Annotated in this window: 25 protein-coding genes and 1 pseudogene; 11 read left to right on the forward strand and 15 right to left on the reverse strand. The window is 72.3% G+C overall.

Annotation, left to right across the window (positions count from 1 at the left end):
* A pseudogene (locus KBA23_RS00385) lies at positions 1–563 on the forward strand (vitamin B12-dependent ribonucleotide reductase); the annotation flags it as partial.
* Between the two features lie 289 nt (positions 564–852).
* Here the strand turns inward: KBA23_RS00385 and fmt are convergent.
* Positions 853–1,761: a methionyl-tRNA formyltransferase gene (gene fmt / locus KBA23_RS00390; RefSeq protein WP_290735229.1), complete on the reverse strand. Its 909-nt coding sequence runs from the start codon at positions 1,759–1,761 to the stop codon at positions 853–855.
* 16 nt (positions 1,762–1,777) lie between these two features.
* Positions 1,778–2,296, reverse strand: a complete 519-nt coding sequence (gene def / locus KBA23_RS00395) for a peptide deformylase (protein WP_290735239.1) — start codon at positions 2,294–2,296, stop codon at positions 1,778–1,780.
* Between the two features lie 83 nt (positions 2,297–2,379).
* On the opposite strand from def, the gene KBA23_RS00400 reads away from it, so the two are divergent.
* The 4 genes from KBA23_RS00400 to KBA23_RS00415 all read left to right on the forward strand — a co-directional run bounded on the left by KBA23_RS00400 (position 2,380) and on the right by KBA23_RS00415 (position 7,759).
* Positions 2,380–3,543: a MalY/PatB family protein gene (locus tag KBA23_RS00400; protein ID WP_290735257.1), complete on the forward strand. Its 1,164-nt coding sequence runs from the start codon at positions 2,380–2,382 to the stop codon at positions 3,541–3,543.
* A gap of 154 nt (positions 3,544–3,697) precedes the next feature.
* Complete coding sequence (locus tag KBA23_RS00405) at positions 3,698–4,525, forward strand: sulfurtransferase/chromate resistance protein (RefSeq protein WP_290735260.1); 828 nt, start codon at positions 3,698–3,700, stop codon at positions 4,523–4,525.
* Positions 4,518–5,912 (forward strand): chromate efflux transporter, encoded by a 1,395-nt coding sequence (gene chrA / locus KBA23_RS00410; protein WP_290735263.1) that lies wholly within the window; start codon positions 4,518–4,520, stop codon positions 5,910–5,912. Before KBA23_RS00405 ends, chrA begins: the two co-directional genes overlap by 8 nt.
* 260 nt (positions 5,913–6,172) lie before the next feature.
* Positions 6,173–7,759, forward strand: coding sequence for an iron ABC transporter permease (locus KBA23_RS00415; RefSeq protein WP_290735438.1), 1,587 nt, complete (start codon positions 6,173–6,175; stop codon positions 7,757–7,759).
* Between the two features lie 26 nt (positions 7,760–7,785).
* On the opposite strand, the gene KBA23_RS00420 is transcribed toward KBA23_RS00415, so the two are convergent.
* From KBA23_RS00420 to KBA23_RS00445, 6 genes are all read right to left on the reverse strand, one after another.
* On the reverse strand, positions 7,786–8,361 hold the full coding sequence (locus KBA23_RS00420; RefSeq protein ID WP_290735266.1) for a MerR family transcriptional regulator: 576 nt from the start codon (positions 8,359–8,361) through the stop codon (positions 7,786–7,788).
* Positions 8,362–8,377: 16 nt separating this feature from the next.
* Positions 8,378–8,680 (reverse strand): integration host factor subunit alpha, encoded by a 303-nt coding sequence (gene ihfA, locus KBA23_RS00425; protein ID WP_290735269.1) that lies wholly within the window; start codon positions 8,678–8,680, stop codon positions 8,378–8,380.
* Positions 8,681–8,795: 115 nt separating this feature from the next.
* Positions 8,796–9,767, reverse strand: coding sequence for a beta-ketoacyl-ACP synthase III (locus tag KBA23_RS00430; RefSeq protein ID WP_290735441.1), 972 nt, complete (start codon positions 9,765–9,767; stop codon positions 8,796–8,798).
* A 2-nt stretch (positions 9,768–9,769) separates the two neighbouring features.
* Positions 9,770–10,870, reverse strand: a complete 1,101-nt coding sequence (gene plsX, locus KBA23_RS00435) for a phosphate acyltransferase PlsX (protein ID WP_290735272.1) — start codon at positions 10,868–10,870, stop codon at positions 9,770–9,772.
* 39 nt (positions 10,871–10,909) lie between these two features.
* Positions 10,910–11,116: a 50S ribosomal protein L32 gene (rpmF, locus tag KBA23_RS00440; protein WP_290735276.1), complete on the reverse strand. Its 207-nt coding sequence runs from the start codon at positions 11,114–11,116 to the stop codon at positions 10,910–10,912.
* Between the two features lie 173 nt (positions 11,117–11,289).
* Complete coding sequence (locus KBA23_RS00445) at positions 11,290–11,862, reverse strand: DUF177 domain-containing protein (RefSeq protein WP_290735279.1); 573 nt, start codon at positions 11,860–11,862, stop codon at positions 11,290–11,292.
* Between the two features lie 166 nt (positions 11,863–12,028).
* On the opposite strand from KBA23_RS00445, the gene bamE reads away from it, so the two are divergent.
* From bamE to KBA23_RS00465, 4 genes are all read left to right on the forward strand, one after another.
* Entirely contained in the window at positions 12,029–12,484 is a 456-nt protein-coding gene (bamE, locus tag KBA23_RS00450; protein ID WP_290735282.1) for an outer membrane protein assembly factor BamE, read from the forward strand.
* Positions 12,485–12,614: 130 nt separating this feature from the next.
* A complete protein-coding gene (locus KBA23_RS00455) occupies positions 12,615–13,586 on the forward strand; it encodes a CoA ester lyase (RefSeq protein ID WP_290735284.1) in 972 nt (323 codons plus the stop codon).
* Between the two features lie 104 nt (positions 13,587–13,690).
* On the forward strand, positions 13,691–14,479 hold the full coding sequence (locus KBA23_RS00460; RefSeq protein WP_290735287.1) for a hypothetical protein: 789 nt from the start codon (positions 13,691–13,693) through the stop codon (positions 14,477–14,479).
* Between the two features lie 160 nt (positions 14,480–14,639).
* Entirely contained in the window at positions 14,640–15,602 is a 963-nt protein-coding gene (locus tag KBA23_RS00465) for an acetyl-CoA carboxylase carboxyltransferase subunit alpha (protein ID WP_290735290.1), read from the forward strand.
* A gap of 25 nt (positions 15,603–15,627) precedes the next feature.
* Here KBA23_RS00465 and KBA23_RS00470 read toward each other — a convergent pair whose 3' ends face one another.
* From KBA23_RS00470 to KBA23_RS00485, 4 genes are all read right to left on the reverse strand, one after another.
* Positions 15,628–16,647, reverse strand: a complete 1,020-nt coding sequence (locus tag KBA23_RS00470; protein WP_290735293.1) for a DUF1254 domain-containing protein — start codon at positions 16,645–16,647, stop codon at positions 15,628–15,630.
* A 283-nt stretch (positions 16,648–16,930) separates the two neighbouring features.
* A complete protein-coding gene (locus KBA23_RS00475) occupies positions 16,931–17,683 on the reverse strand; it encodes a lysophospholipid acyltransferase family protein (RefSeq protein ID WP_366935282.1) in 753 nt (250 codons plus the stop codon).
* Between the two features lie 5 nt (positions 17,684–17,688).
* On the reverse strand, positions 17,689–18,585 hold the full coding sequence (locus tag KBA23_RS00480; RefSeq protein WP_290735453.1) for a cell division protein FtsX: 897 nt from the start codon (positions 18,583–18,585) through the stop codon (positions 17,689–17,691).
* Positions 18,582–19,271: an ATP-binding cassette domain-containing protein gene (locus KBA23_RS00485; protein ID WP_290735297.1), complete on the reverse strand. Its 690-nt coding sequence runs from the start codon at positions 19,269–19,271 to the stop codon at positions 18,582–18,584. The genes KBA23_RS00480 and KBA23_RS00485 overlap by 4 nt, the downstream gene beginning before the upstream one ends.
* Positions 19,272–19,466: 195 nt before the next feature.
* Here KBA23_RS00485 and KBA23_RS00490 point away from each other — a divergent pair, with 195 nt between their 5' ends.
* Entirely contained in the window at positions 19,467–20,195 is a 729-nt protein-coding gene (locus KBA23_RS00490; protein ID WP_290735300.1) for a zinc-ribbon domain-containing protein, read from the forward strand.
* A gap of 279 nt (positions 20,196–20,474) precedes the next feature.
* On the opposite strand, the gene ispG is transcribed toward KBA23_RS00490, so the two are convergent.
* Positions 20,475–21,605 (reverse strand): flavodoxin-dependent (E)-4-hydroxy-3-methylbut-2-enyl-diphosphate synthase, encoded by a 1,131-nt coding sequence (gene ispG, locus KBA23_RS00495; protein ID WP_290735304.1) that lies wholly within the window; start codon positions 21,603–21,605, stop codon positions 20,475–20,477.
* A gap of 13 nt (positions 21,606–21,618) precedes the next feature.
* Positions 21,619–22,791 carry a LacI family DNA-binding transcriptional regulator gene (locus tag KBA23_RS00500; protein WP_290735307.1) on the reverse strand — a complete coding sequence of 391 codons (1,173 nt, stop codon included), beginning with the start codon at positions 22,789–22,791 and terminating at the stop codon, positions 21,619–21,621.
* Positions 22,792–22,933: 142 nt separating this feature from the next.
* On the opposite strand from KBA23_RS00500, the gene KBA23_RS00505 reads away from it, so the two are divergent.
* Entirely contained in the window at positions 22,934–23,437 is a 504-nt protein-coding gene (locus KBA23_RS00505) for a hypothetical protein (protein WP_290735310.1), read from the forward strand.
* Between the two features lie 62 nt (positions 23,438–23,499).
* Here the strand turns inward: KBA23_RS00505 and KBA23_RS00510 are convergent, their stop codons facing one another.
* Positions 23,500–24,063 (reverse strand): M48 family metallopeptidase, encoded by a 564-nt coding sequence (locus KBA23_RS00510; RefSeq protein WP_290735313.1) that lies wholly within the window; start codon positions 24,061–24,063, stop codon positions 23,500–23,502.
* Between the last annotated feature and the right edge of the window lie 254 nt (positions 24,064–24,317).

Here is a 24,317-nt window from a genome sequence, read left to right on the forward strand (position 1 = left end):
TGCCGCTCGAGGAGTTCGTCGAGGCCTTCACCTTCACCCGCTTCGAGCCGGCGGGGATGGTGCAGGGCAACGACTCGATCAAGAACGCCACCTCGATCCTCGACTACATCTTCCGCGAGCTGGCGGTGAGCTATCTCGACCGCACCGACCTCGCCCACGTGCAGCCGACGGGCGAGAGCTTCCACGACCTCGGCCGCGGCGAGGCCGAGAGCCACGGCCCCCGCGCCGCCGGCGCCCCCGCGCCGGCGCCGACCTCGATCGAGGTGATCCGCCAGGTCTCCTCCACCGGCTACCTGCGCAAGCGCCTGCCGCAGGAGCTCGTCGTCCTCCAGGGCGGCGCGGCGGTCTCCGGCGCCCTCGGCCTCGGCGGCGCCCTCTCCGGCCTCGCCGTGCAGTCCGGGATGCTCGCCACGACCGCCGCGGTCGCCGTCGACGCCCGCGCCGAAGCCCGCCTCAAGGGCTACGAGGGCGACCCCTGCGGCGAATGCGGCAACTTCACGCTGGTGAGGAACGGCACCTGCCTGAAGTGCAACACCTGCGGCGGCACGAGCGGGTGCAGCTGAGAGTTACGGCGACGACCATCGAGCAGGTCATGACAAGCCGGCAGACGGGAGGGGCCTCGCGGTCCCTCTCTTGCATTCGGGCGGCGGAAACTCTCGCGGAAACTTCCCGTCGACTTTTATCGTGTGCACTCAGGTAGTTACCCTACCTATCACGCGTGTTAGGCGTGTTAGCCCGCGTTGCGCCGGGTGGCCGGCTAGACTCGCCGGTATCATGCCCCTGGTCCTGGTCGTTCGACCTGAGTCCCTCGCCGTGGAGCCGTTCCGGCCATCGTCCGCCCGGCCGCGGCCGTCACGCCAGCGCGGTTCCGCCCGGCACCGGAAACCCGCGCAGGAACGCCGCCGCGTCCGTCGGCCCCCGCCCCGCCCGCTGCACCTCGAGGATCCGCACCGCGCCGTCGCCGCAGGCGATCGTCAGCGCGTCATCCAGCGCCTCGCCCGGCGCGCCCTGCCCTTCCGCCGGGCGGGAGCGCAGCAGGCGCACGCGCTCGGCCCCGATCTCGCACCAGGCGCCGGGCGCGGGCGAGAGGGCGCGGATCAGCCGGTCGACCTCGGCGGCGGGGCGGGTCCAGTCGACCCGCGCCTCGGCCTTGTCGATCTTCGCCGCATAGGTGACGCCCTCGGCGGGCTGGGGGACGGGGGGCAGATCATCGAGGCGGGCGAGCGCGTCGACGATCAGCCGGGCGCCCAGGGCGGCGAGACGGTCATGGAGCGCCCCGGCGGTCTCCTCCGGACCGATCGCGACCGGTTCGGCGAGGAGGACGGGGCCGGTGTCGAGGCCCGCCTCCATCTGCATGATCGCCACCCCGGTTTCGGCGTCGCCGGCGAGGATGGCCCGCTGGATCGGCGCCGCCCCGCGCCAGCGCGGCAGCAGCGAGGCGTGGACGTTGAGACAGCCGCGCGCCGGGGCGGCGAGGATCGGGCGCGGCAGGATCAGGCCGTACGCCGCGACCACCGCCGCCTCGGCGCCGAGCGCCACGAAGGCGGCCTGCTCCGCCGGGTCGCGCAGCGAGACCGGCGTGCGGACCTCGATTCCCAGCGCCCCGGCGCGCGCGGCGACGGCCGAGGGGCGGGGCTTCTGGCCGCGGCCGGCGGGGCGCGGCGGTTGCGAATAGACGGCGGCGATCTCGTGCCCGGCGCCGACCAGCGCGTCGAGGCTGGCGCGGGCGAAGTCGGGCGTGCCCATGAAGACGAGGCGCATCGGCGACCCTCCGGGCTCAGGCCCGCGCCTTCTCGCGCTTGAGCTTCTTCATCCGCGAGGTGATCAGCGCGCGGCGGACGGCGCCGAGATAGTCGATGAAGAGCTTGCCGTCGAGGTGGTCGATCTCGTGCTGGGCGCAGATCGCCCAGCGCTCGCCGAACTCCGCCTCGCGGCGCTCGCCGTCGAGGTCGGTCCAGCCGAGGCGCACCTGCGCGGCGCGGGTCACGTCCTCGTAGACGTCCGGGATCGACAGGCAGCCCTCCTCGGAGACGACCGTCTCCTCGGACCGCCACAGGATCTCCGGATTGATCAGCGCCATCGGCGCCGGCTCCTCGTCCTTGCCGGCGCAGTCCATGACGAAGACGCGCTTCATCACCCCGAGCTGGGTGGCCGCCAGCCCGATGCCCGGCGCGTCATACATGGTGTCGAGCATGTCCGCCACGAGCGTGCGCACGGCGTCGTCGACGACGGCGACGGGCTCGGCCGTCTTGCGCAGGCGCGGGTCGGGATGGATCAGGATCGGACGCAGGCTCATGGCGCGCAGGTAAGGGAAGCAGCCCGGCTTGACAAGGCGGGCGCCGCCCTGCCCCCTGCCCGCATCGCCAGCGAGGAACGCCCATGTTCGACTTCGACGAGCCCATCGACCGCCTCGGCACCCATTGCATGAAATGGGACATGATGGAGAAGCTCTTCGGCGTGCCGGCCGGCGACGGGCTCGCCATGTGGGTGGCCGACATGGACTTCCGCCCGCCGCCCGCGGTGATGGACGCGCTTGCGGCCGAGATCGCGCAGGGCGTGCCCGGCTATTTCGGCGACGATGCGGCCTACAAGGCGGCGATCACCGGCTGGATGGCGCGCCGCCACGGCTGGGAGGTCGATCCGGCCGCGATCCTGACCACGCACGGCGTCGTCGCCGGGGTGGGCTTCTGCTGCCAGGCCTTCAGCGCGCCCGGCGAGGGGGTGATCCTGTTCACCCCGGTCTACCACGCCTTCGCCCGGGTGATCCGCGCCAACGACCGGCGCATCGTCGAGCATCGCCTCGTGACGCGCGACGGTCGCCTGTGCATGGACCTCGACGACCTCGCGCGGCGGCTGACCGGGGACGAGCGCATCGTGGTCTCCTGCTCGCCGCACAACCCGGGCGGCCGGATCTGGTCGGTCGAGGAGCAGCGCGAACTCGCGGCCTTCTGCAAGGCGCACGACCTCGTGCTGGTCGCCGACGAAATCCACCACGACCTGGTGCTGCCGGGACGCAGGCACGTCACCGCGGCGCTGGCGGCGCCGGAGGCGCTCGACCGGCTGGTGGTGCTGACGGCGGCGACCAAGACCTTCAACATCGCCGGGGCGCTGACCGGCAACGCCATCGTGCCGCACGAGCCGCTGCGCGCCCGGCTCGCCGCGCGCATCGCCGCCGCGGGCGGCGGGCCGAACCGGCTCGGGGTGCTGATGGCGACGGCGGCATATGCCGGCGGCGAGGCCTGGCTCGAGGCGCTCCTCGCCTATCTCGACGGCAACGTGCGCGCCTTCGAGGACGGGCTCGCGGCCATTCCCGGCGTGACGCCGACGCCGCTCGACGCGACCTATCTCGCCTGGATCGACTTCGGCGGCGCCGGCCTCTCGCCCGACGAGGTCGAGGCGCGCGTCCGCGGCGCCGGCATCGCCGCGAGCCCCGGCCGGCAGTTCGGACCGGGCGGCGAGACCTTCATGCGCTTCAACATCGCCACGCCCCGGGCGCGGGTGATCGAGGCGGTCGCCCGGCTACAGGCCGCCTTCGCCGCCTGACGCCCGCCTGACCTCCGCCTGACGCCCGCCGCTCCGGCTTGACAGCGGCGGCGCGCCGGGCGCAAGAGTCGGGCTCGGGGACCGCGATCTCCCCGCGAGGCGACAGCCCAAGCATCGCGTCCAGCCCGCCGACGACCAGCGAGGACGCGCAGCCATGTCATCCACGACCGCCATCTCTCCGGAGAAGCTCGCCCGCATGGTCGGGCGGCCCGACGCCCCCATCCTCGTCGACCTGCGCAGCGCCGACGACTTCGCGGCCGACCCGCGCCTCGTGCCGGGCGCGACGCGGCGCGCCGTCGAGGAGATCGCCGCCTGGGGGCCGGCGCTCGCCGGTCGCAGGGTGGTGGCGATCTGCGAACACGGGCACGGCCGCAGCGAAGGCGCCGCCGCCTGGCTGCGGCAGGCCGGCGCGGCGGCCGAGGCGCTCGGCGGCGGGTTCGCGGCCTGGCGCGAGGCCGGCCTGCCGACGCTCCGCGCCGAGCGGCTGCCGCCGCGCGACGCCGCCGGCCGCACGGTATGGGTCACGCGGGCGCGGCCCAAGATCGACCGCATCGCCTGCCCCTGGCTGATCCGCCGCTTCGTCGACCCCGAGGCGGCGTTCCTGTTCGTGCCGCCGTCGGAGGTGCGCGGCGTCGCCGAGCGCTTCGGGGCGACGCCGTTCGACATCGAGGGCGAGGACGTGTTCTGGACCCATCGCGGCGAGGCGTGCAGCTTCGACGTGATGGTCGAGGAGTTCGGCCTGGCGACCGGGCCGCTCCTGCGGCTCGCGACGATCGTGCGCGGGGCCGACACCGCCCGGCTCGACCTCGCCCCCGAGGCGGCGGGGCTGCTCGCGGCCTCGCTCGGCCTGTCGCGGATGTACGCCGACGACCTCGCCCAGCTCGACGCCGGGATGCTTCTCTACGACGCGTTCTATCGCTGGGCGCGCGATGCGACCGGCGAGACCCACAACTGGCCCGCCCCGGCGGCGGGCCGTGGCTGAGGCGACGGGCATGGCGACGGGCGCCCCGGGCCGAGGCGACGTCGTGCCCTTCGGCGAGGCCCTGCGCGTCTGGGCGCGGGTGGCGGCGCTGAGCTTCGGCGGACCGGCGGGGCAGATCGCGGTGATGCACCGCATCGTGGTCGACGAGAAGCGCTGGGTCGGCGAGGCGCGTTTCTTGCACGCGCTCAACTTCTGCATGCTTCTGCCCGGTCCGGAGGCGCACCAGCTCGCGATCTACCTCGGCTGGCTTCTCAACGGGATCCGGGGCGCGCTCGCCGCCGGCGTCTTCTTCGTGCTGCCGGGGTTCGTCGCGATGCTCGCGCTCAGCGTCGCCTATGTCACGCTCGGCGAGACGCCGCTGGTCGAGGGCCTCTTCGTCGGGCTCAGGGCCGCGGTCGTCGCCATCGTGCTTCAGGCGCTCCTGCGCATCGGCGGGCGCACGCTGACAAGCCAGGCCACGATCGCCGTCGCCGCGCTCGCCTTCGTCGCGCTCGCCTTCCTCGACGCGCCGTTTCCGCTGGTGATCCTCGCCGCCGGGATCGTCGGCTGGGCCGCCGCCCGGGCCGGCGTCAAGGGCCTCGCGCCCGGCCACGGCCACGCAGCCAGGGGCGGGCTCGCCGACCGCGACTCGGCGCTCGGCGAGGAGCCGCCGGGGCGGGATCGCGACGGCCTGCGCGGCGTCCTGCGCGTCGCCGGCCTGACCGCGGCGCTCTGGCTCGCGCCGGTCGCGATCCTCGTCCTCGCGCTCGGGCCCGACAACGTCTTCGCCCGCATCGCCGGCTTCTTCAGCCTGCTCGCCGTCGTGACCTTCGGGGGCGCCTACGCCGTCCTCGCCTACCTCGCCCAGGCTGCGGTGGAGACCTATGGCTGGCTCAGCCCGGCCGAGATGCTCGACGGGCTCGGCCTCGCCGAGACCACGCCGGGGCCGCTGATCATGGTGGTGCAGTTCATCGGCTTCCTCGCCGCCTGGCGCAACCCGGGAGCGCTCGACCCGATGCTCGCCGCCGTGCTCGGCGCGACGCTGACCACCTGGGTCACCTTCGCGCCGTCATTCCTCTGGATTCTCGCGGGCGCGCCCTTCGTCGAGCGGCTGCGCGGGGCGCGCGGGCTCGGCGGGGCGCTGCGCGCCATCACCGCGGCCGTGGTGGGCGTGATCCTCAGCCTCGCGCTGTGGTTCGCATCTCACGTGATCTTCGCGGCGCATGTTCCGGTGCGCGCCGGCTGGCTCGACTTCGAGCGCCCCGTCCCCGCCAGCGTCGATCCCCTCTCGCTGGCGCTGGTCGCCGCCGCGCTCGTGGCGGTCTTCGTCCTGCGTCTCGGCCTCCTCGCCACGCTCGGCCTCGCCGCGGCCGCCGGCGCGGCGCTGCGCCTCGCCGGAATCGCCTGATACCGGCGAGGCGCATGAAACGACTCGCGGACCTTTTTGGCCTTTTTGCAATTTTATCGTGTGTATTCCGGTAGTTACCCTATCTATCACGCGTGTTAGCCCGTGTTGCGTCGGGTGGCTGGTAGACCTCGCCGGCATGACCGCTTGCCGGCGCCGGGCCGTGGCGATAGTTCCCGCGTGAGAGCGACGGAGGGCAGGACTTGGGCGAACGAACGCTGGCGACGCTGGCCTGGATCGTCGCCGCGATCTGCGTCGCGCCGATGGTCGCCGCGGCGGTCGCGGCCCTCCTCGGCGACCTCTCGACCTGGCGCGGCCTGATCGACACCGTCCTGCCCGTCTACATCCGCAACACGCTTGCGCTCGTGGCGCTGGTCACGACCGGCGCGATCGCAGTCGGAGCGGGAGGGGCGTGGCTCGTCACCATGTACCGCTTCCCCGGCTCGCGGGCGCTCGAGGTGTTGATGGTGCTGCCGCTCGCCTTCCCCGCCTACGTGCTCGCCTACGCCTATACCGACCTCCTGCAACATTCCGGCCCCGTGCAGACCTGGCTGCGCGAGATCACCGGCTGGGGGCCGCGCGACTACTGGTTCCCGAACGTGCGCTCGCTGCCGGGCGCGGCGCTGATGTTCGCCTGCGTGCTCTACCCTTACGTCTACCTGCTCGCCCGCGCCGCCTTCGCGGAGCAGTCGGCGACAGCCTATCTCGCGGCGCGCTCGCTCGGGCGGGGACCGACCGAGGCCTTCCTGCGGGTCAGCCTGCCGATGGCGCGGCCGGCCATCGCCGCAGGCGCGCTCCTCGCGGTGATGGAGACGATCGCGGACTACGGCACGGTGGCGCATTTCGCCGTGCGCACCTTCTCGACCGGCATCTACCAGGCCTGGTTCGCCATGCAGGACCGCGCCGCGGCGGCGCAGCTGGCGCTCTGCCTGCTCGGCTTCGCCCTCCTCGTCGCGGCGCTGGAGCGGATCGAACGCGGCCGGGCGCGAACCCACCTGCGCGGCGCCAGGCTGACGACGCTGGAGCGGACCCGGCTGAGCGGCTGGCGAGCCTGGGCGGCGACGACGGCCTGCCTCCTGCCGGTGCTCGTCGGCTTCCTCGTGCCGGTCGTGGTGCTCGGGCGGATGGCGATGCGCTCGGCGCAGAGCGTGACCGATCCCCGCTACATCGACTTCGTGGCGCACTCGCTGACGCTCGCGGCAATCGCCGCGGTGGTGACGGTGGCCGGCGGCGTGCTCGTCGGACACCGCGCCCGCTCGGCGCCGGGACCGCGCACGCGAGCGATGACGCTGGCGGCCGGGCTCGGCTACGCCGTGCCGGGGGGCGTGATCGCGGTCGGCCTGCTGGTGCCCTTCGCCGGGCTCGACAACGCCGTCGACGCCTTCACGCGCGCGCATTTCGGCGTATCGACCGGGCTGCTGTTCACCGGATCGATCGGGCTCCTGGTCGTGGCCTACATGGCGCGGTTCATGGCGATCGCGCTCAACGCCTTCGACGCGGGCCTCGCCGGGGTCAGCCCGAACCTCGACGCGGTGGCGCGCACGCTCGGGCGCACCGCGCCGCAGGTTCTTACGGCGGTGCACCTGCCCATCGTGCGCGGCAGCCTGCTGACGGCCGGGCTCATCGTGTTCGTGGACGTGATGAAGGAGCTGCCGGCGACGATGATCATGCGGCCCTTCAACTTCGACACGCTGGCGGTTCAGGCCTACCGGCTCGCCGCCGACGAACGCCTAGACCAGGCGGCGGTCCCGAGCCTCGTGATCGCCGCCGTGGGCGTGCTGCCGGTCGTGCTGGTCTGCCGCGCCATCGTCACCGGGGGCCGCAGCCGCCGGGCCGCCGCGCCGGCCTGACCGCGCGCCGCCCGCAAGGCTTCGGCTCAGCCGCCGACCATCTCCCGACGCAACGCCTCCAGTTCGGCGACGAGCGTGCGCATCCTCGCCCGCCGGTCCGGATCGGCGGGCGGCGTCGCGTCGGCCGACGCCGACGGCGCGGCATCGGCCGGAACGGCGGCCGCCGCGGCCGCGGGTGCCGCGGCCGGCCGCCCCGGGGCCGTGAACAGGTCCGGCTGCGCCGCCGGCGCCGGGGCTTCGGCCGCGAGCTTCGCCGCGGACGTCGGGACTTCGGCCACGGGCTTGCGCTTCGGCGCCGGCGGGGCGGCGGCGGGCTCGGGCTCGCCGTCGGGAAGCGTGCCCAGTCCGATCACATGGCGCGCGCCGCGCTCGCGCAGGATCTTCTGCACGCCCTTGATCGTCATGCCGTCGTCGTAGAGCAGCCCCCTGATGCCGCGCAGCAGGCGCACGTCCTCGGGCCGGTAGTAGCGCCGTCCGCCCCCGCGCTTGACCGGGCGGACCTGCGAGAAACGGCTCTCCCAGAAGCGCAGGACATGCGGCGGCACGTCGAGAGCGTCGGCCACCTCGCTGATGGTGCGAAAGGCCTCGGGCGACTTGTCCATGGCGGCGCTCACCGGGTCAGGCCTTGTTGCCGGCGTCCACCCGCTCCTTCATGATGTGCGACGGACGAAACGCCAGCACCCGGCGCGGCTCGATCGGAACCTCGTCGCCGGTCTTGGGATTGCGCCCGATCCGCGCGGACTTGGAGCGCACGCTGAATGTGCCGAACGAGGAAATCTTCACGGTCTCGCCCCGCACCAGCGCCTCGGAGATATGCTCGAGCACCGATTCGACGAGATCGGCGCTTTCGTTGCGCGAAAGGCCGACCGCACGGAACACCGCCTCGCTGAGCTCCATTCGCGTCAGGGTCTTGTCGCTCATGGTCCCCCCGGGCTTTTGGTCAACATTTTGTTAACCTTACGGGTGACTCACGAGACGAGTCAACAAGTTCGCCCGCAGAACGGCGCGAACCGGCGCGGGGCGCGCGCGCGTGCGCCTACCAGCGCAGCACTGCCGCCCCCCAGGCGAGGCCGCCGCCGATCGCTTCCATCAGGACGAGGTCGCCGGGCGAGAACCGGCCCTCGCCCGCCGCCGTGGACAGCGCGAGCGGGATCGAGGCGGCCGAGGTGTTGCCGTGCTCCTGCACGGTCACCACGACGCGCTCCCGCGCCACGCCGAGCTTCTGCGCCGTCATCGTCATGATCCGCAGGTTCGCCTGGTGCGGCACGAGCCAGTCGACGTCCGCGGGCCCGAGGCCGGCGCGGGCGAGCGCGGCGGCGCCCGTCTCGGCGAGCTTGACCACGGCGTGCTTGAACACGTCCTGGCCCGCCATGCGCACCACCCCGGCCTGGCCGGTGGTGGAAGGCCCGCCGTCGACATAGAGGATCTCGTTGTAGCGGCCGTCCGAGCGCAGGTCGGTGGCGAGCAGGCCGCGATCCGTGGCGTCCCCGATCCCTTCGGCCGCCTCCAGCACGACCGCCCCTGCCCCGTCGCCGAAGAGCACGCAGGTCCCCCGGTCGCTGAAGTCGAGGATGCGGGAGAACACCTCCGCCCCGATGACGAGCACGCGCCGGGCGAGGCCGACGCGGATGAGCGCATCGGCCTGGGCGAGCGCGAAGACGAAGCCGGCGCAGACCGCCTGCACGTCGAAGGCGAAGCCGCCGTGCATCCCCAGCGCCGCCTGCACCCGCGTCGCGGTGGAGGGGAAGGTCTGGTCGGGCGTGGCGGTGGCGAGCACGATCGCATCTAGCTCGGCGCCGGTCAGCCCGGCGTTGGCCAGCGCCGCCCGCGACGCGGCGATGGCGAGGTCCGAGGTCTTTTCGCCCTCGGCCGCGAAATGGCGCCGCTCGATTCCGGTGCGCGTGCGGATCCACTCGTCGGAGGTGTCGAGCGTCGCCGCGAACTCGGCGTTCTCGACCACCCGTTGCGGCAGATAGTGCCCACAGCCGCGGAGTACCGCGCGGATCACCGTCATGTCGGCAACATCCCGTGCGCCTTGCCCGCCGCCGCCGTCGGCGCGACGCGCGCCGCCAGCCGTTCGGCGAAGCCGTTCTCGGCGAGCGTGGCGCCGAGCCGGATCGCCGCCGAGATGCCGGTCGCGTCCGCCGAGCCGTGGCTCTTGATCACCGACCCGTTCAGCCCGAGGAACACCCCGCCGTTCGCCCGGCGCGGGTCGATCCGCCGCGAGAGGCGTTGCAGCGAGGTATAGGCGAAGAGCGCTCCGATGCGGCTGAGCGGCGAATAGGAGAAGGCCTCGCGCAGGAGCCCGCGGATCATGCCCGCGGTGCCCTCGCCGGTCTTGAGCGCGATGTTTCCGGTGAAGCCGTCGGTGACGATCACGTCGACCCTCCCGGAAGCCATGTCGCTGCCCTCGACATAGCCGATGTACTCGAAATCGCCCACGGGCGCGGCCTCGCCGATCAGCGCGGCCGCCTCGTGCAGCTCGGGGCGCCCCTTGTGTTCCTCGACGCCGACGTTGAGCAGCCCGACCCGGGGCCGGCGCAGGCCGAAGGCGTTGCGTGCGTAGGACGCGCCCATTTGGGCGAAGCGGAGCAGATCCTCCGCGTCGGCGCGGATGTCGGCGCCCGCGTCGAGCAGCACGTTGTAGCCGGAGGGGTTGAGCGAGGGCCACAGCACGGCGATCGCCGGCCGGTTCACCCCGGGCGCCTTGCGCAGCAGCAGCATGGCGAGCGCCATCAGCGCGCCGGTGTTGCCGCAGGAGATCGTCACGCGCGATTCGCCGGACTTCACCGTCTCGAGCGCGTTCCACATGCTCGAGCCCTGCCCGGTGCGCAGCGCGCGCGAGGGCTTCTCGTCCATCGCCACCACCGAGGCGGCATGGCGCACTTCCGTCCGTTCCAGGAGCAGTGAACGCGGCCTGATCGCGTCGCGCAGCGCCTCGGCGTCGCCGTGGAGTATGTAGCGCAGGCGGCCGTTCTCGGACAGCGACTTGCCCATGCCGCGCACGACCTCGCCGAGGCCACGCTCGCCGCTCATCGCGTCGATCGAAAGCACGATGTCGCCGCCGCGGCCTGCCGCCGCCGGGCCGCCGGGGACAGAGACGGCGCTCATCGCGACGCCCTCATCGCGGCGCGGGCCGCGGGGCGGGCGTCAGGCGGCTTCGTCGTCGATGTCGACCTCTTCGACCATCGCGACGACCTCGCGACCGTCGTAGTGGCCGCAGGCCGGGCAGACGTGGTGCGGGCGGCGCAGCTCGCCGCAGTTGGAGCACTCGTTGGGGTTCGCCGCCACCAGCGCGTCATGCGACCGGCGCATCCCGCGCCGCGAGCGCGTGACCTTGCTCTTCGGAACAGCCATTTCTCGACCTCGATCTCGTCCGGGCCGGCGCCCGAACCCTCATGCCTAGCGTTCGTCGCGGCGAGGTAGCAGAAGGGGCGCGCCATGTCACCCCCGCCCGCCAGACCACGCCAGGAAAACGAGCCGCGAAAAATACCCATTCGCCGCCGCCGCGCAAGCCCGAATCGCGCCGCTCACTTGTCCTCGCCCGACTTGGCCCTCAGCGCGCCCAGCGCGGCGAAGGGACGGGCTTCTCCGGCATCGAGCGGCGCGGCGCCGGGCGGCGCGCTCGCGGCCGAGGATCCGAGCTCGGCGCCCTCGCGGCGCGGATAGGGCGGCAGCGCCAGCGCCAGCGCCTCGATGGCGACGAGCCCGAGGTCGATGCGATCGCCGAGCGGCTCGATCTCGTCGTCGTCCTCGGGGCCGATCTCGAACTCCCCCGCCACGGCGCCGGCCGGGCGCGCCTCCGGCGTGAACAGCCGGCGCACCGGCGTGTCGATGCGGGTCGTCACCGGCTCGAGCGTGACCACGCAGGTCTGCACCACCGTCGCACCCAGCTCGGCCTCGAGCGACCAGGCCGCGCCAGGCGCCGGCGCGAGCCGGCCGCGCAGCCGCAGCTTGCGCACCGCCTGCGCGTCGAGAAGGCGTGCGAGCGCCGCGGCTTCACCCGGCTCGGGCGCTACGTCGAAGGCGAAGGCCGAGACACCCCTGAGTTGCGCCACATCGACCACTCGGGGAAACTCGGGGTTCGCGGCGGAACGCGTCACGATCTCCGGCATCATCGGCCCCCCGGGGCGTATTCGTTCGCGTCCAGCCGTCGCCCGCGCGCATCGGCAGACGTCGGCGGGTGGCGTGGTGGTCCAAGTTCCTTGAACATACATCATGCCCGGGATAGGGGAGCAAGGGAAATCCGGTCAGCCCGAAGGGTTGCGAATGCGCTCCAAGGCCTTGCGCCACACCGCGATCTGCGTCCTCGTGCTCGGCCTCGCCGCCGCCTGCGCGCCGACGACGCAGGTGCATGGCTACGTTCCCCCCGCGGCCGACGTGGCCGCGGTCACGCTCGGCGTCGACACGACCGCGACGGTCGAGGAGAAACTCGGCCTGCCGTCGAGCACCGGGCTCCTCCAGGACAGCGCCTGGTTCTACGTGCAGAGCACGATCCGGCACTTCACCTACCACCGCCCCAACGTGGTCGACCGCACCGTTCTGGTCGTGAGCTTCAACGCCGACGGCGTGGTGACCGGAATCGAGAGCTACGGCCTCGATCGCGGCCGGATCGTCGAACTCGAGGCCCGCACCACCGACACCGGCGGCCGCCAGCTCGGCGTGCTGGAACAGCTCTTCGGCAACCTGCTCAACCTCGACGCCACGCAGTTCGAGAACCAGTAGCCGGACCGCGCCGGGCGCCCGGCGGGCCGTCGAGCCCCCGCGCGGGCGCCCGCGATTTGACATGCCGCAGCGCAGCGGATTAGCTGCATTGCGGCACCACATTGCGTCCGAGTCCCGGAGACGATTCCCGATGAGCTTCACCGTACCGCCCCAGGCCCCCGCCCGCCCGAACCGCTGCCAACTCTTCGGGCCCGGCTCGCGGCCGGAGCTCTTCGAGAAGATGGCGGCCTCGGCGGCGGACGTCATCAACCTCGACCTCGAGGACAGCGTGGCGCCCGGCGACAAGGCCGCGGCGCGCCAGAACATCATCCTCGCGATCAACGAGATCGACTGGGGCACGAAGACGCTCTCGGTGCGCATCAACGGGCTCGACACCGAGTTCTGGTACCGCGACGTGGTCGAGGTGCTGGAGGAGGCCGGCGACCGGATCGACCTCCTGATGATCCCCAAGGCGGGCACGGCCGCCGACATCTACGCCGTCGACGCGCTCTGCTCGGCGATCGAGACCGCGAAGGGCCGCACCAGGAAGGTCGGCTTCGAGGTCATCATCGAGACCGCGCTCGGCTTTCGCAACGTCGCCGAGATCGCGGCCGCGAGCCCGCGGATGCAGGCCATGAGCCTCGGCGCGGCCGACTTCGCCGCCTCGATGGGGATGCAGACCACCGGCATCGGCGGCACGCAGGAGAACTACTACATGCTGCCGCCGAAGGAGGCCGCCGGGCGCGCGCCGGTCTACGGCGACCCGTGGCACGGCGTCACCGCGGCGATCGTCGCCGCCTGCCGCTCCGCCGGCATCCTGCCGGTCGACGGCCCCTTCGGCGATTTCTCCGACGACGAGGGCTTTCTCGCCCAGGCCCGCCGCGCGGCGACCATGGGCATGGTAGGCAAATGGGCGATCCACCCCAAGCAGGTGGCGCTGGCGAACTCGGTCTTCACCCCCTCCGACAAGGCGGTGGCCGAAGCCCGCGAAATCCTCGCCGCCATGGCAAACGCCGCGGCCGCCGGCCAGGGCGCCGCGGTCTACAAGGGCCGTCTCGTCGATCTCGCCTCGATCCGCCAAGCCCAGGTCATCGTCCGCCAGGCCGAACTGATCGCCGGGTGACGGCGCCCGCACGTCGCCCTCACGACGCCGTTGAGCGAAGGCCCCCACCCCGCGTATGCTCTGCGCGGGGTCGGTGTGGTCTCGTCTCGTTCGAGGGTATCGTTATGCGTTTCCTGTCTGTCGTCGCGCTGTGTCTCGGCGCCCTGTCCGCCGCGGCCGAGGCCGCGACGCTCGCTTCGTTCTCCAGCCTCTCGACCAGCGATCCGAACCTGCCGCGCCTGACCGGCTTCGACAGCGCCAACGGCGACACGCGGCTCTTCGCGGACGGCCGCTATGCGAACGCCGCCGCCGCATCCGGCGCAGGCCGGACGCTGGCGAGCGATTCGTCCGGCGACCTCGCCCGCGGCGTCATCGGCATGTCAGGCTCTGCCTCCGGCATGGGCGGCGACACCTACGCGCCGACCGCGAGCTATTTCCGGCTCGACGCCACTTTCACCACCGACCGGCTGGCGCGGTTGACCTACTCGATCGCCTATTCCGGGGCCTGGAGCCGCCGGGAACGGAACAACGGCGCGATGAGCGTCGACATCAACCTCGCGAGCGGCGCCGACGACTGGCAGTTCGGCGATGCCCACATCCTGACCGGCCTGCCGGAGGACGCCTTCGACGACCGCCTGCGGGTCTCGCACATGGTTCGGCCGGGCGTGACCTACAATTTCCAGTTGCTGATCGACGCCGCGATGACCGGCGGCATCGGCTACGAGAGCGGCGCCTTCGCGCTGAACGCGCTCGTCGGCCTCGGCGCCACGAACGGCGCCCGGATCACGTTCGACGACGAGCGCCTGTTCTCGGACGCCGTCGCCCCGGTGCCGCTGCCGCTGCCGGCGGCGCTGCTCGGGGCCGGGATGCTCGGGCTCGGCGCCGTCGGCCGCCGGCGGCGCGTCGCGCGCTGACGCGCGATCAACATCGCGGGACAAGACTCGGGTCCGGCTACCGAATCGACGACCGACACCGTCGCGCGCCACGCGCGGCGGCCCGCGCCCGGCGACAGACGGCGCCTTGCGTTCGCGCCCCGGCGGGCGATATGTGGGCGAGCCCGAACGTGGGGAGCGAATGCAGAACTACCTCGACTTCGAGAAGGGCCTCGCCGAGATCGAGGGCAAGGCGGAAGAACTGCGCGCCCTCGCCCGCAAGACGCCCGAGATGGACGTCGCCGCCGAGGCGATCGCGCTCGACTCCAAGGCCTCCGCGCTGCTCGACGAGCTTTATCGCAGCCTCGACCCGTGGCGAAAGGCGCAGGTCGCCCGCCACCCCGACCGGCCGCATTGCCGCGACTACGTGAGCGCGCTGTTCTCCGAGTGGACGCCGCTCGCCGGCGACCGCAACTTCGCCGACGACCACGCCGTCATGGGCGGCCTCGCCCGCTTCGACGACCGCCCCGTCGTGGTCATCGGCCACGAGAAGGGCCACGACACCCGCTCCCGCATCGAGCGCAACTTCGGCATGGCCCGGCCGGAGGGCTACCGCAAGGCGATCCGGCTGATGGATCTCGCCGACCGCTTCGGGCTGCCGGTGGTGACGCTGGTCGACACGCCGGGCGCCTATCCCGGCAAGGGCGCCGAGGAGCGCGGCCAGGCCGAGGCGATCGCCCGGGCGACCGAGAAGTGCCTCGCCATCGGCACGCCGATCGTCTCTGTCATCATCGGCGAGGGCGGCTCGGGCGGCGCGGTGGCGGTGGCGACCGCCGACCAGGTGGCCATGCTCGAGCACTCGATCTACTCGGTGATCTCGCCGGAGGGCTGCGCCTCGATCCTGTGGAAGGACGCCGACAAGGCCCGCGAGGCCGCCGAGGCGCTGCGCCTGACCGCCCAGGATCTCAGGGCGCTCGGCGTCGTCGACCGCATCGTCCCCGAGCCCCGCGGCGGCGCCCAGCGCGACCGCGCCACGACGATCGAGCGCGTCGGCGGCGCGATCCGCGACATGCTCGGCGAGCTCGACGGCAAGAAGCCCGAGGCCCTGCGCAAGGCCCGCCGCCGCAAGTACCTCGACATGGGCTCGAAGTCCCTCGTCGCCTGAGCCATCCCCGCGCGCGCCCCCCCCGTCAGAGCGGAGCGAAGCGGCCGGGACTTGCGTGGCCGCCGCCGCGAAGCGGTTCAGCCGACGGGCCGGGCCTCCGGGAGCGCATAGCTGCCGTCCAGCACCGTCGGTCCGGGCCGGTAGAGGGGTGGTCGCCGCACAGCGCCTCCGAGCCGAACCATGCCGTGAACGTGCCGTCCGGGTTCAATTCGACATTGTGGCCGTTGATGGTGCTGTCCTCCGACTTGATGAAGCCGTCGCTGCCGTAGACGGTGATCGACCAGAACGCGCCGTTCTCGGGGATCGCATAGGTCGCGGTATGGCAACGGTCGATCGGGTGATTGCCGTTGTAGTTGAGATAGGTCGCGTCCCACTCCGGGAAGAGGCCCCAGGCTGCAGCGGCAGCGATGTGGCGCGTTTCCTCGTTCACCTTGCCGCGCGGCCCCTCCATCCCCGCCCAGCTCGGGTAGGCGGCGGAGTCCTCCTCGTACTGCGCCCTGAGCGCGTCGAGGCTCGCCTTGTCCCAGTTGAGCGGCGGCATCGGCTCGGCGCTCCCGGCATGGATTTCGAACCCGTCCTGCAACTTGTTGACGAGCGCGACCTCCTCGGGATCGTCGGGATTGAAAACCTGGATGCGCACGGCGGCGAACATGTAGCGGGTGTCGGCGGGGATCTCGTGCGTGCCCGGCTCGTAGAAGACGACCGGCACGTAGTGGTCGTTGTCGACGATGAGGATCGAGGCGTAACGGCCGTCCGGGATCTCCGGCATGGTGATCGACGCGCCGCCCTCAGTGTCGATCACCGCGCCCATGTAGAGCGTGTCGCGGTTCATCCGCACCACGGTCTGCGCGTCGAGCGGCGTCGGCTCGTGGTAGTAGAGGAACCTGTTCACCCCGCCCGCGTGGCCGACAATGTCGGAGAACATCCGGTCGGTCTCGGCGCGGATGAAGGTCTCGGGCGTCACCACCTCCCCCGCAGGCGCCGCCGTGGCGGCAAGTACGAGGGTCGCGGCAAGGAAGGCAGGGCGGAGGATCGGCATGGACATGGTGGACTCTCTCGATGTCACGACCTGACTGCACCCCGGGCCGGACCGTGACAGGGAGGCGCGCTTCGAGCCGGGAGCAGGGTCTCCATGCAGCCCTTCTACCACAGGAAAGGGTCGCCGCGTGACCGCCGTCGCGCGTTAACAACCCGCAAAGAAGTGGCAAGCCACATTCCAGCCTGATTCCTGCCGCGTTCCAGCCGCGTTCCAGCCGCGGTTTTTCCAGCATTCCCAAGCCGATGATCCCGGAACCCGCGCCCGCGGTCGCCAGCGGCCCAGAGTCGCGTCAAGCCTCCGCCGCGACCGTCGCCGGCGCCGGATCGGGCCCCGGATCGAAGCCCGCCTCGCGCATCAGCCGGTTCGACTCCGTCTCGACCAGCGGCTCGATCCGGGCCATGAACTCGGCCACCGGCAACCCCGGCGGGATCGTCGGCAGGAACTCCACCACCGCGAGCCCGGGCTTGCGCAGCGGGCTCCGCCGCGACCAGAATACCCCGACATTGGTCGCCGCCGGCACGCAGGGAACGCCGAGCCGGTCATAGAGCACGCCCGCGCCGAACTTGTAGGGCAGCTTCGCGCCCGGCAGCACCCGCGTGCCCTGCGGATAGATCACGAGCTGGCCCGCCGCCTCGTCCTTGCCGGCATGGGCGACCATATCCTTCATCGCCTTCGACCGCGCCCCGCGGTTGACCGGCGTCGAGCCGATCCGCATCGCATAGAGCCCGAGGATCGGCGCCCAGCGCAGCTCCTGCTTCATGATGAACCGCGGCCGTGGTAGCGCGGCCACGAGGATCAGAATGTCGAGGAAAGATTGATGCTTGGAGGCCACGACCACGTCGCCCTCCGGCACCGGCCCACGCACCTCGGTCCGCAGCCCGCAGATCGCCGCGAGCAGCCGGAGCACGGTCCGTGCATAGATCTTGCAGGCCCGTAGCGCCCCCTCCGCCGACCAGGCCGCCATCGGAGCGAAGAGGACGCCCATCACCAGCATCAACCCGTAGAGGCAGAGGTCGAAGAGAACCGAGCGCAGCCGCTGCACCGGCGTCAGCTCCAGCGCCGCAGCGCGCGCCGGACGGCGAGCGCGCCGGCAGCCCAGGCGATCGCGAGGCCGGCCGGCGGCACGAGCAGGATGGCGACCCACTCCCAGCCCGAAGGCCGCATCCCGAGCCCGAGCGTGTCGCCCGCCCCGCGCGCCGGCATCAGCAGCAGAAGCACGATGGCGGCGACCCCGCCCAGGGCCGCGCCGGCGGCGGCGCGCAGCAGGAGCGGCCGGGCGAACGCGGCGCCGATCAGCCGGTCGCGCGCGCCGACGAGGCGCAGCGTCGCCACCGCCGCCCCGTTCGCCGCCACCGAGGCGCCAGCGGCAAGCGCCAGCGCGGCCGCGAGCGCCGCCGCCAGCGCGCCGAGGATCGCCACGCTCGCGAGCCCCATCCGCCGGCTGGCGGCGACGAGAGGCGCGCGCCAGGCGGCATGGTCGTCGAAGACCGCGCCGGGGGCACCGGCCGCCAGCCGCGCCTCCAGCGCCGTGCGGTCGAGCGCGTCCCGGTCGGCCTCGACCTCGATCAGCAGCGGCAGCGGCAGGCCGTCGAGCGCCACCTCGGAACCCAGCCACGGCGCAAGCAGCGCCCGCTGCTCGTCGAGCTCGATCAGCCGCACCGACAGCACCCCCGGCGCGGTGCGCAGCACGTCGAGGGCGGCGCGCGCCTGCGCCTCCACCGCCGCCTCGTCGGAGGCCATGACGAAGAGGGTGGCGGCCGCGGCCTCCGGCCCCGACCACTCGCCCGCCACTCGCGCCGCGGAAAGCCCCAGCGCCGCGGCGAGCGCGGCGAGAAAGACGAGGATCCCGGCCAGGAGCGTCACCGCCACGCCCGCCGCGGGCGTCGGCGGCGCCAACCCCGCCGCCTCGCCCCCCCCTGTCGCCAGAGCCACGAACCGGTTCAAGCGGCGCCCGCCTCGGCCGGCTCGATCGCGGCGACGCGGCCGCCCTCGAGGCGCAGCACGCGCGCCTCGACCCGCCCCGCGACGGCGCGCATCAGATCGGGATCGTGGGTGGCGACGAGGACGGTCTTGCCCATCCGGTTCAGCTCGACGAGGAGCCCGATCAGCCGCGCCGCCATGTCGCGGTCAGCCGCCCCCGTGGGCTCGTCGGCGAGGATCGCCTCGGGGCTCAGGATCACCGCCCGCGCCAGCGCCGCCCGCTGGCGCTCTCCGCCCGAAAGCTCCGCCGGAAAGGCGTCCGCCCGGTCGGCGAGGTCGACCCAGTCGAGGAGCGCGCGCAGGTCCTCCGACCGCCCGGCGACGCCGAGCCCCGCCACCCGCAGCGGCAGCGCGACGTTCTCCAGAAGCGTCAGGTGCTCGAGAAAGCCGGGATCCTGCGGCACCACGCCGATCGCCTTGCGCAAATCCGCGACCCCGTCGCGGTCCCGCGGCGAGATCGACCGGCCCCAGAACCGCACGACGCCCCGGTCGGGGGCGAGGTCGAGATGGCACAGCCGCAGGAACGTGGTCTTGCCGGCTCCCGATCGCCCGGCCAGGAAACTGAGCGAGCCCGGCTCCAGAGCCAGCGTCACGTCGCTCAGCACGGTCCGCGCTCCGTAGCTGAACCCCACCTGCTCGAACTCGATCACCCGGGGCCCTCCGACGCCGTCCCGCGCCGTTATATGCCCCCGACCGCCGGGCGCAAGTCGCCGACCGGCGCCCGCCGGGGGAGAGCTGCAAGGAGCTGCAAGCCGCCCCGCTTGGAAAGGCCGGTGCCCGCCGGTAGAACGGGCGGACCGGGATCGCCCATGATTCCCCGATCGCCCTGCCCACCGCGAGGCCCGATGCGCGTCACATGCCCAACCTGCGCCGCGGCTTACGAGCTTCCGGACGACCATCTCCCGGCAGGGGGCAGCCACGTCCAGTGCTCCTCCTGCCACACCCGCTGGTTCGTCCGGGCGCGCCCGGCCGAGGACGAGCCGCCAAGCGAGGACGAGATCATCGCCCGGCTCGCGACCCGCGCCCAGCCGGCGCAGGCCGCCGGCGCGCCGACGCTGCGCCCGGGCGGCGACAGCGCCCCGACGCCCTTCCCCCCGCGGCCGCCGCGTCCCGCAAGCCCCGACACAGCCGATGCTCCGGACGCGGACACGCCGGCGGCCCGATCCGGGCCGCAGGATCTGCCGTCGCCCCATCCCCTTCGGCCCGAGCCGCCTGCGCCCGTGGCGGCGCAGCCCGCGCCGCGCCCCGAGATCCGGATGGAGCCCGCGCCCGCGCGACCGGCCGAGGCCCCGCCGACACCGCTCCGCCCCCGCGTCTCCGAGCGTCCGTCGTCGCCGCCGCCGGCGGCGATCCCGGCTCCGCCGGCGCGTCGGCGCGGTGGCGCGGCCGGGTTCCTGCTGGCGCTCGCGCTGACCGCCGCGGGGACCGCGGCCTACCTGAACGTCGACGCGATCGTCGCCCGGGCCCCCGCCACCGAGACGCCCCTCGCAACCTTCGCCAATCGGATCGACGCCATGCGCATGTGGGTCGAGACCCGCCTCGGCCCTATCCGCGACCGCCTCGGCGGCGTCTGACCCCGGGGTGGTGCCGCCGGCGCCGCAATCCCCCCTTCATACCAACGGCATCATCCGCTGACCTGCGCCCACTGGCGTGAGGTGATTGATGCGACGCGCTGAGCAGGCGCCTCCCCGCCAAAGGGCGGGGAACAGAAAAGGACTCGCGGCCGCTTGCGGCCGCTCCGCCAGGTCGGCCGCAAAGGCGGCCGACCGTCAGCGCCGTCCGAGCGGGACCCCCTTGCGGGGTCCTCGAGGACGGCGCTCCCCCCGGGCCCGCGGCAGCGACCCGCCGGGGGGCTATTCCGCGGCCCGGTCGGTCGCCCCGTCGGCCTCGATCTCCGCAGCCCGCTTCTCGACGAGCGCGACAATGTGGTCGATCATGCCGGAATTGCCGAGCTTGTGGTGCTGCCGTCCCGCCAGGTAGACCATGCCGGACCCCGCGCCGCCGCCGGTGAAACCCACGTCGGTCATCAGCGCCTCGCCCGGGCCGTTGACCACGCAGCCGATGATCGACAGCGACATCGGCGTCTTCACGTGCTCGAGCCGCTTCTCGAGGATCTCGACGGTGCGGATCACGTCGAATCCCTGCCGTGCGCAGGAGGGGCAGGAGATGATGTTCACCCCCCGGTGGCGCAGCCCGAGCGACTTCAGGATCTCGAACCCGACCTTCACCTCCTCGACCGGATCGGCCGAGAGCGACACCCGCAGCGTGTCGCCGATCCCCATCCAGAGCAGGTTGCCGAGCCCGATCGCCGACTTGACCGTGCCCGACGTCATCCCGCCCGCCTCGGTGATCCCGAGATGGATCGGCGCGTCGGTCGCATCGGCGAGCTGCTGGTAGGCCGCGGCGGCGAGGAACACGTCCGACGCCTTCACGCTGATCTTGAACTCGTGAAAATCGTTGTCCTCGAGGAGGCGGATATGGTCGAGCCCGCTCTCCACCATCGCCTCCGGGCAGGGCTCGCCGTATTTCTCGAGCAGGTGCCTCTCGAGGCTGCCGGCATTGACGCCGATCCGCATCGAGCAGCCATGATCCCTTGCCGCCCGGAGCACCTCCCGCACCCGCTCGGCCGAGCCGATGTTGCCCGGATTGATCCGCAGGCAGGCCGCCCCCGCTTCCGCCGACTCGATAGCCCGGCGGTAGTGGAAATGGATGTCCGCCACGATCGGAACCGGGCTTTCGCGCACGATCTCGCGCAGCGCCCGGCTCGAGGCCTCGTCGGGCACCGAGACGCGCACGATGTCGGCGCCGGCGTCCGCCGCCGCCTGAACCTGGGCGATGGTCGCGCCAATGTCGGTGGTCAGCGTGTTCGTCATCGTCTGCACGCTGATCGGCGCGCCGCCGCCCACCGGCACGGCGCCGACATGGATGCGCCGGCTTTCGCGCCGGTCGATGTTGCGCCAGGGACGGATCGGGTTGTGCGACATGGGGCCCAGTGCCTCAGGGGGCGTCGGGGCGCAACATAGGCCACGACGCCCGGAGTGTCACGTCACCGCGGCAAACCGCGGGGAGCGAAGGCGGCGCCGGGGCCGTCGAGCCCCGGACGACCAACTCGAACGGCAGGACCAGGTGCTGCTCGGGTCCGCCCTCGAGAGCGATTCGAGCCGCGGCGCGGCCCTTCTCGAAGATCAGCGTCTGCACGACCGAGAGCGGCGGGATGGAAAGCGCCTCCTCGGGAGCGCCGCCGAAGCTGATCACCGACTTCGTCGACGGCACCTCGACGCCGCGCCGGCGGGCCTCCTCCAGAACGGCCAGTCCGAGATGGCTCGATAGGCAGATGACCCCGGTAGCGGAGGGAGCGCGGTCGAACACCATGGCCACGCCGCGCCGCGACAGCGCCTGCTCGCAAGTGAACCCCGACGCCTCGATGATCGGCACGTCGTCGATCGACAGGCCCGCCGCATAGAGCGCGTCCGCGATCCCCGCCAGGCGCGCGGAGGTGGTGTAGAGAAAGCGCGCCGCCAGTCGCCGCTCCGCGCCGACGGATTCGTGGAAGACCGAGGGCCGGTCGTCATGCAGCATGGAGACGACCGCGATGCGCCGATGGCCGAGTTGCAGCAGATGCCGGGCTGCCAGCCAGCCCCCGGAGCGATCCTCGGCGCGGACGGAACTGACCTCCGGCCCGGCGTCGTAGTCGACCACCACCACGGGCAGCCTGCGGCGCAGCGCGGGAACGATGGACTCGGCCTGCTCGACGCCGAGGATGATGAACCCGTCGACCAGCGCGGACTGCGATCCGCATTGCCTGGTTCCGTCGGCGCCGGAGATGACGGTGAGCGCCGCGCCCTGCTCCTCGCAGAGGCTGGCCACCCCGGCGAGGAAGCGCCGCACCGTGGCGTTGTCGAGCGCATTCGAGATCCCGAGAATCCCGGGCAGGACCACCCCGAGGGCGTTGACCCGCCCGGAACTCAGCACCCTCCCCTTGGGATCCGGGCCGGCGTAGCCAACCTCGCGCGCCGCCGCCTCGATCCTATCGCGCAGCGCCGCCATCACCATTTCGGGCCGGTTGAAGGCGTTGGAGACCGTCGCCTTCGACACCCCCGCGGCTCTGGCGACGTCCTGCATGGTGACGGAGGTCTTCATCGGCAGGTTCCATGCTCGCGCCTTGGGCATCGATTGTCGCCGACATGATGAACCGGTTCAATGGTTCGTTGACTTCTGCTCGGAACGGGAGCACATTCCACATTGAACCGGTTCAGGGATGTGGATGGCCCGGTTCATCCTGTATTGGTTTTGACTCTTAGGAGAAGTCGCAATGCGCAGCTCTTTCGCCATCGCCGTGACGCTCTCCGCGCTCGCGTGCGCGGCGCCCGCCCTCGCCCAGTCACAACTTGAATCGAATGCCGGCCTGACCGCCGAACAGGCCCGGGGACTGACGCTCAACGAGATCGCCACGGTCAAGTTCAACCGGGGCGAGGCAACCCAGGACCAGAATCTGGTTCGGCGTCAGGTCGCGGTCACCGCACTGGCGTTCCAGGGCACCGATGCCGCCGGTTACGACCAGTTGGCCGGCGCCGCCGGACTTTCGCCGGAGCAGGCCGAGGGCATGACCCTCGACCAGATCGCCACGGCGAAGTTCAACCGGAGTGAATCGGTCCAGGACCAGATCCCCATGCGCGACATGACGAGCGCCATGGCGTTCCAGGACCCGCTCGACCTCTCGACCAACGCCCACCTGATCCGGTCCGCCAAGCTTACGCCGGAGGAAGCCCAGGGCATGACCCTCAATGAGGTCTGGCGCATCATTTCGCCCGACTGAAACTGAACGCCTGACTGAGACGGAAAGAAGGAAGGCCGCGCCCGCCGGATCGCCGATCAGGCCTACAGGGCGGGTGCGCTTTCCGGGCGGGGCGTCAGGCCGGCAGACCGCTGTCTGCCGATTTCCGCGACTGCGGCCGCGACGACCTCCAGGCGCTGCGACGGGTCAGGATGGCTCGACGTCCGCGACGTCTTTGCTCCCTGTTTCGTCGCCGCACGCTCGAATATGTTGGCGCCGTGCGCCGGATCGTAACCCGATCGTTCCGCGATGAAGGCGCCGATCCAGTCGGCCTCGAGTTCCAGCGCGCGTCCGCGCGCCCTTCCGTCGGACTGCGCCGTGTAGCCTCCGGCGTCGCCGGGAAGGAAGGCGTCCGGCGACGTGCGATCGTTCATCCGATCGATGTGGCCGGCGACATGATGCGCCGCTTCGTGGGACAGCACCGTCGCAAGCTCGTCGTCATCCCGAAGCTGCGCGAGCAGGCTGCTGTTCACGGTGATGACAGGCTTGCCATCGCTGGAACGGGTCTGAAAGGCGTTGGGCGGCGCCGTGGGGGCCTCGACGAGAACGAAGGTGAAGTCGCAGGCGTCGAGCCCGTCCGCCGCGGCGCGCTCCGCGCAGATCGACATGGTCGCCGCCTGAATCCGGGACGCAACCCGGCCGAAATCGGACTTGGACCGCGAAGGGTACGCCGCCGAAGGCGCCACGGGCTCGGGCGAAGGCCCTCGCAAGCCGCTGTGCGAACCACAGGCCGCCACGAAGATGCCCAAAACCAGAGGGGCGGCGCGCACCCTCACCTTCGCCATCGTCCTGGGGCTGACCAACCTTTGGGTTTCTCCTGTCGCAGAGCGGCGGGCTGCGCAGCCGAGCGCACACTTCGGCT

The sequence above is a fragment of the Amaricoccus sp. genome (assembly GCF_017995835.1).
Classification (GTDB): domain Bacteria; phylum Pseudomonadota; class Alphaproteobacteria; order Rhodobacterales; family Rhodobacteraceae; genus Amaricoccus.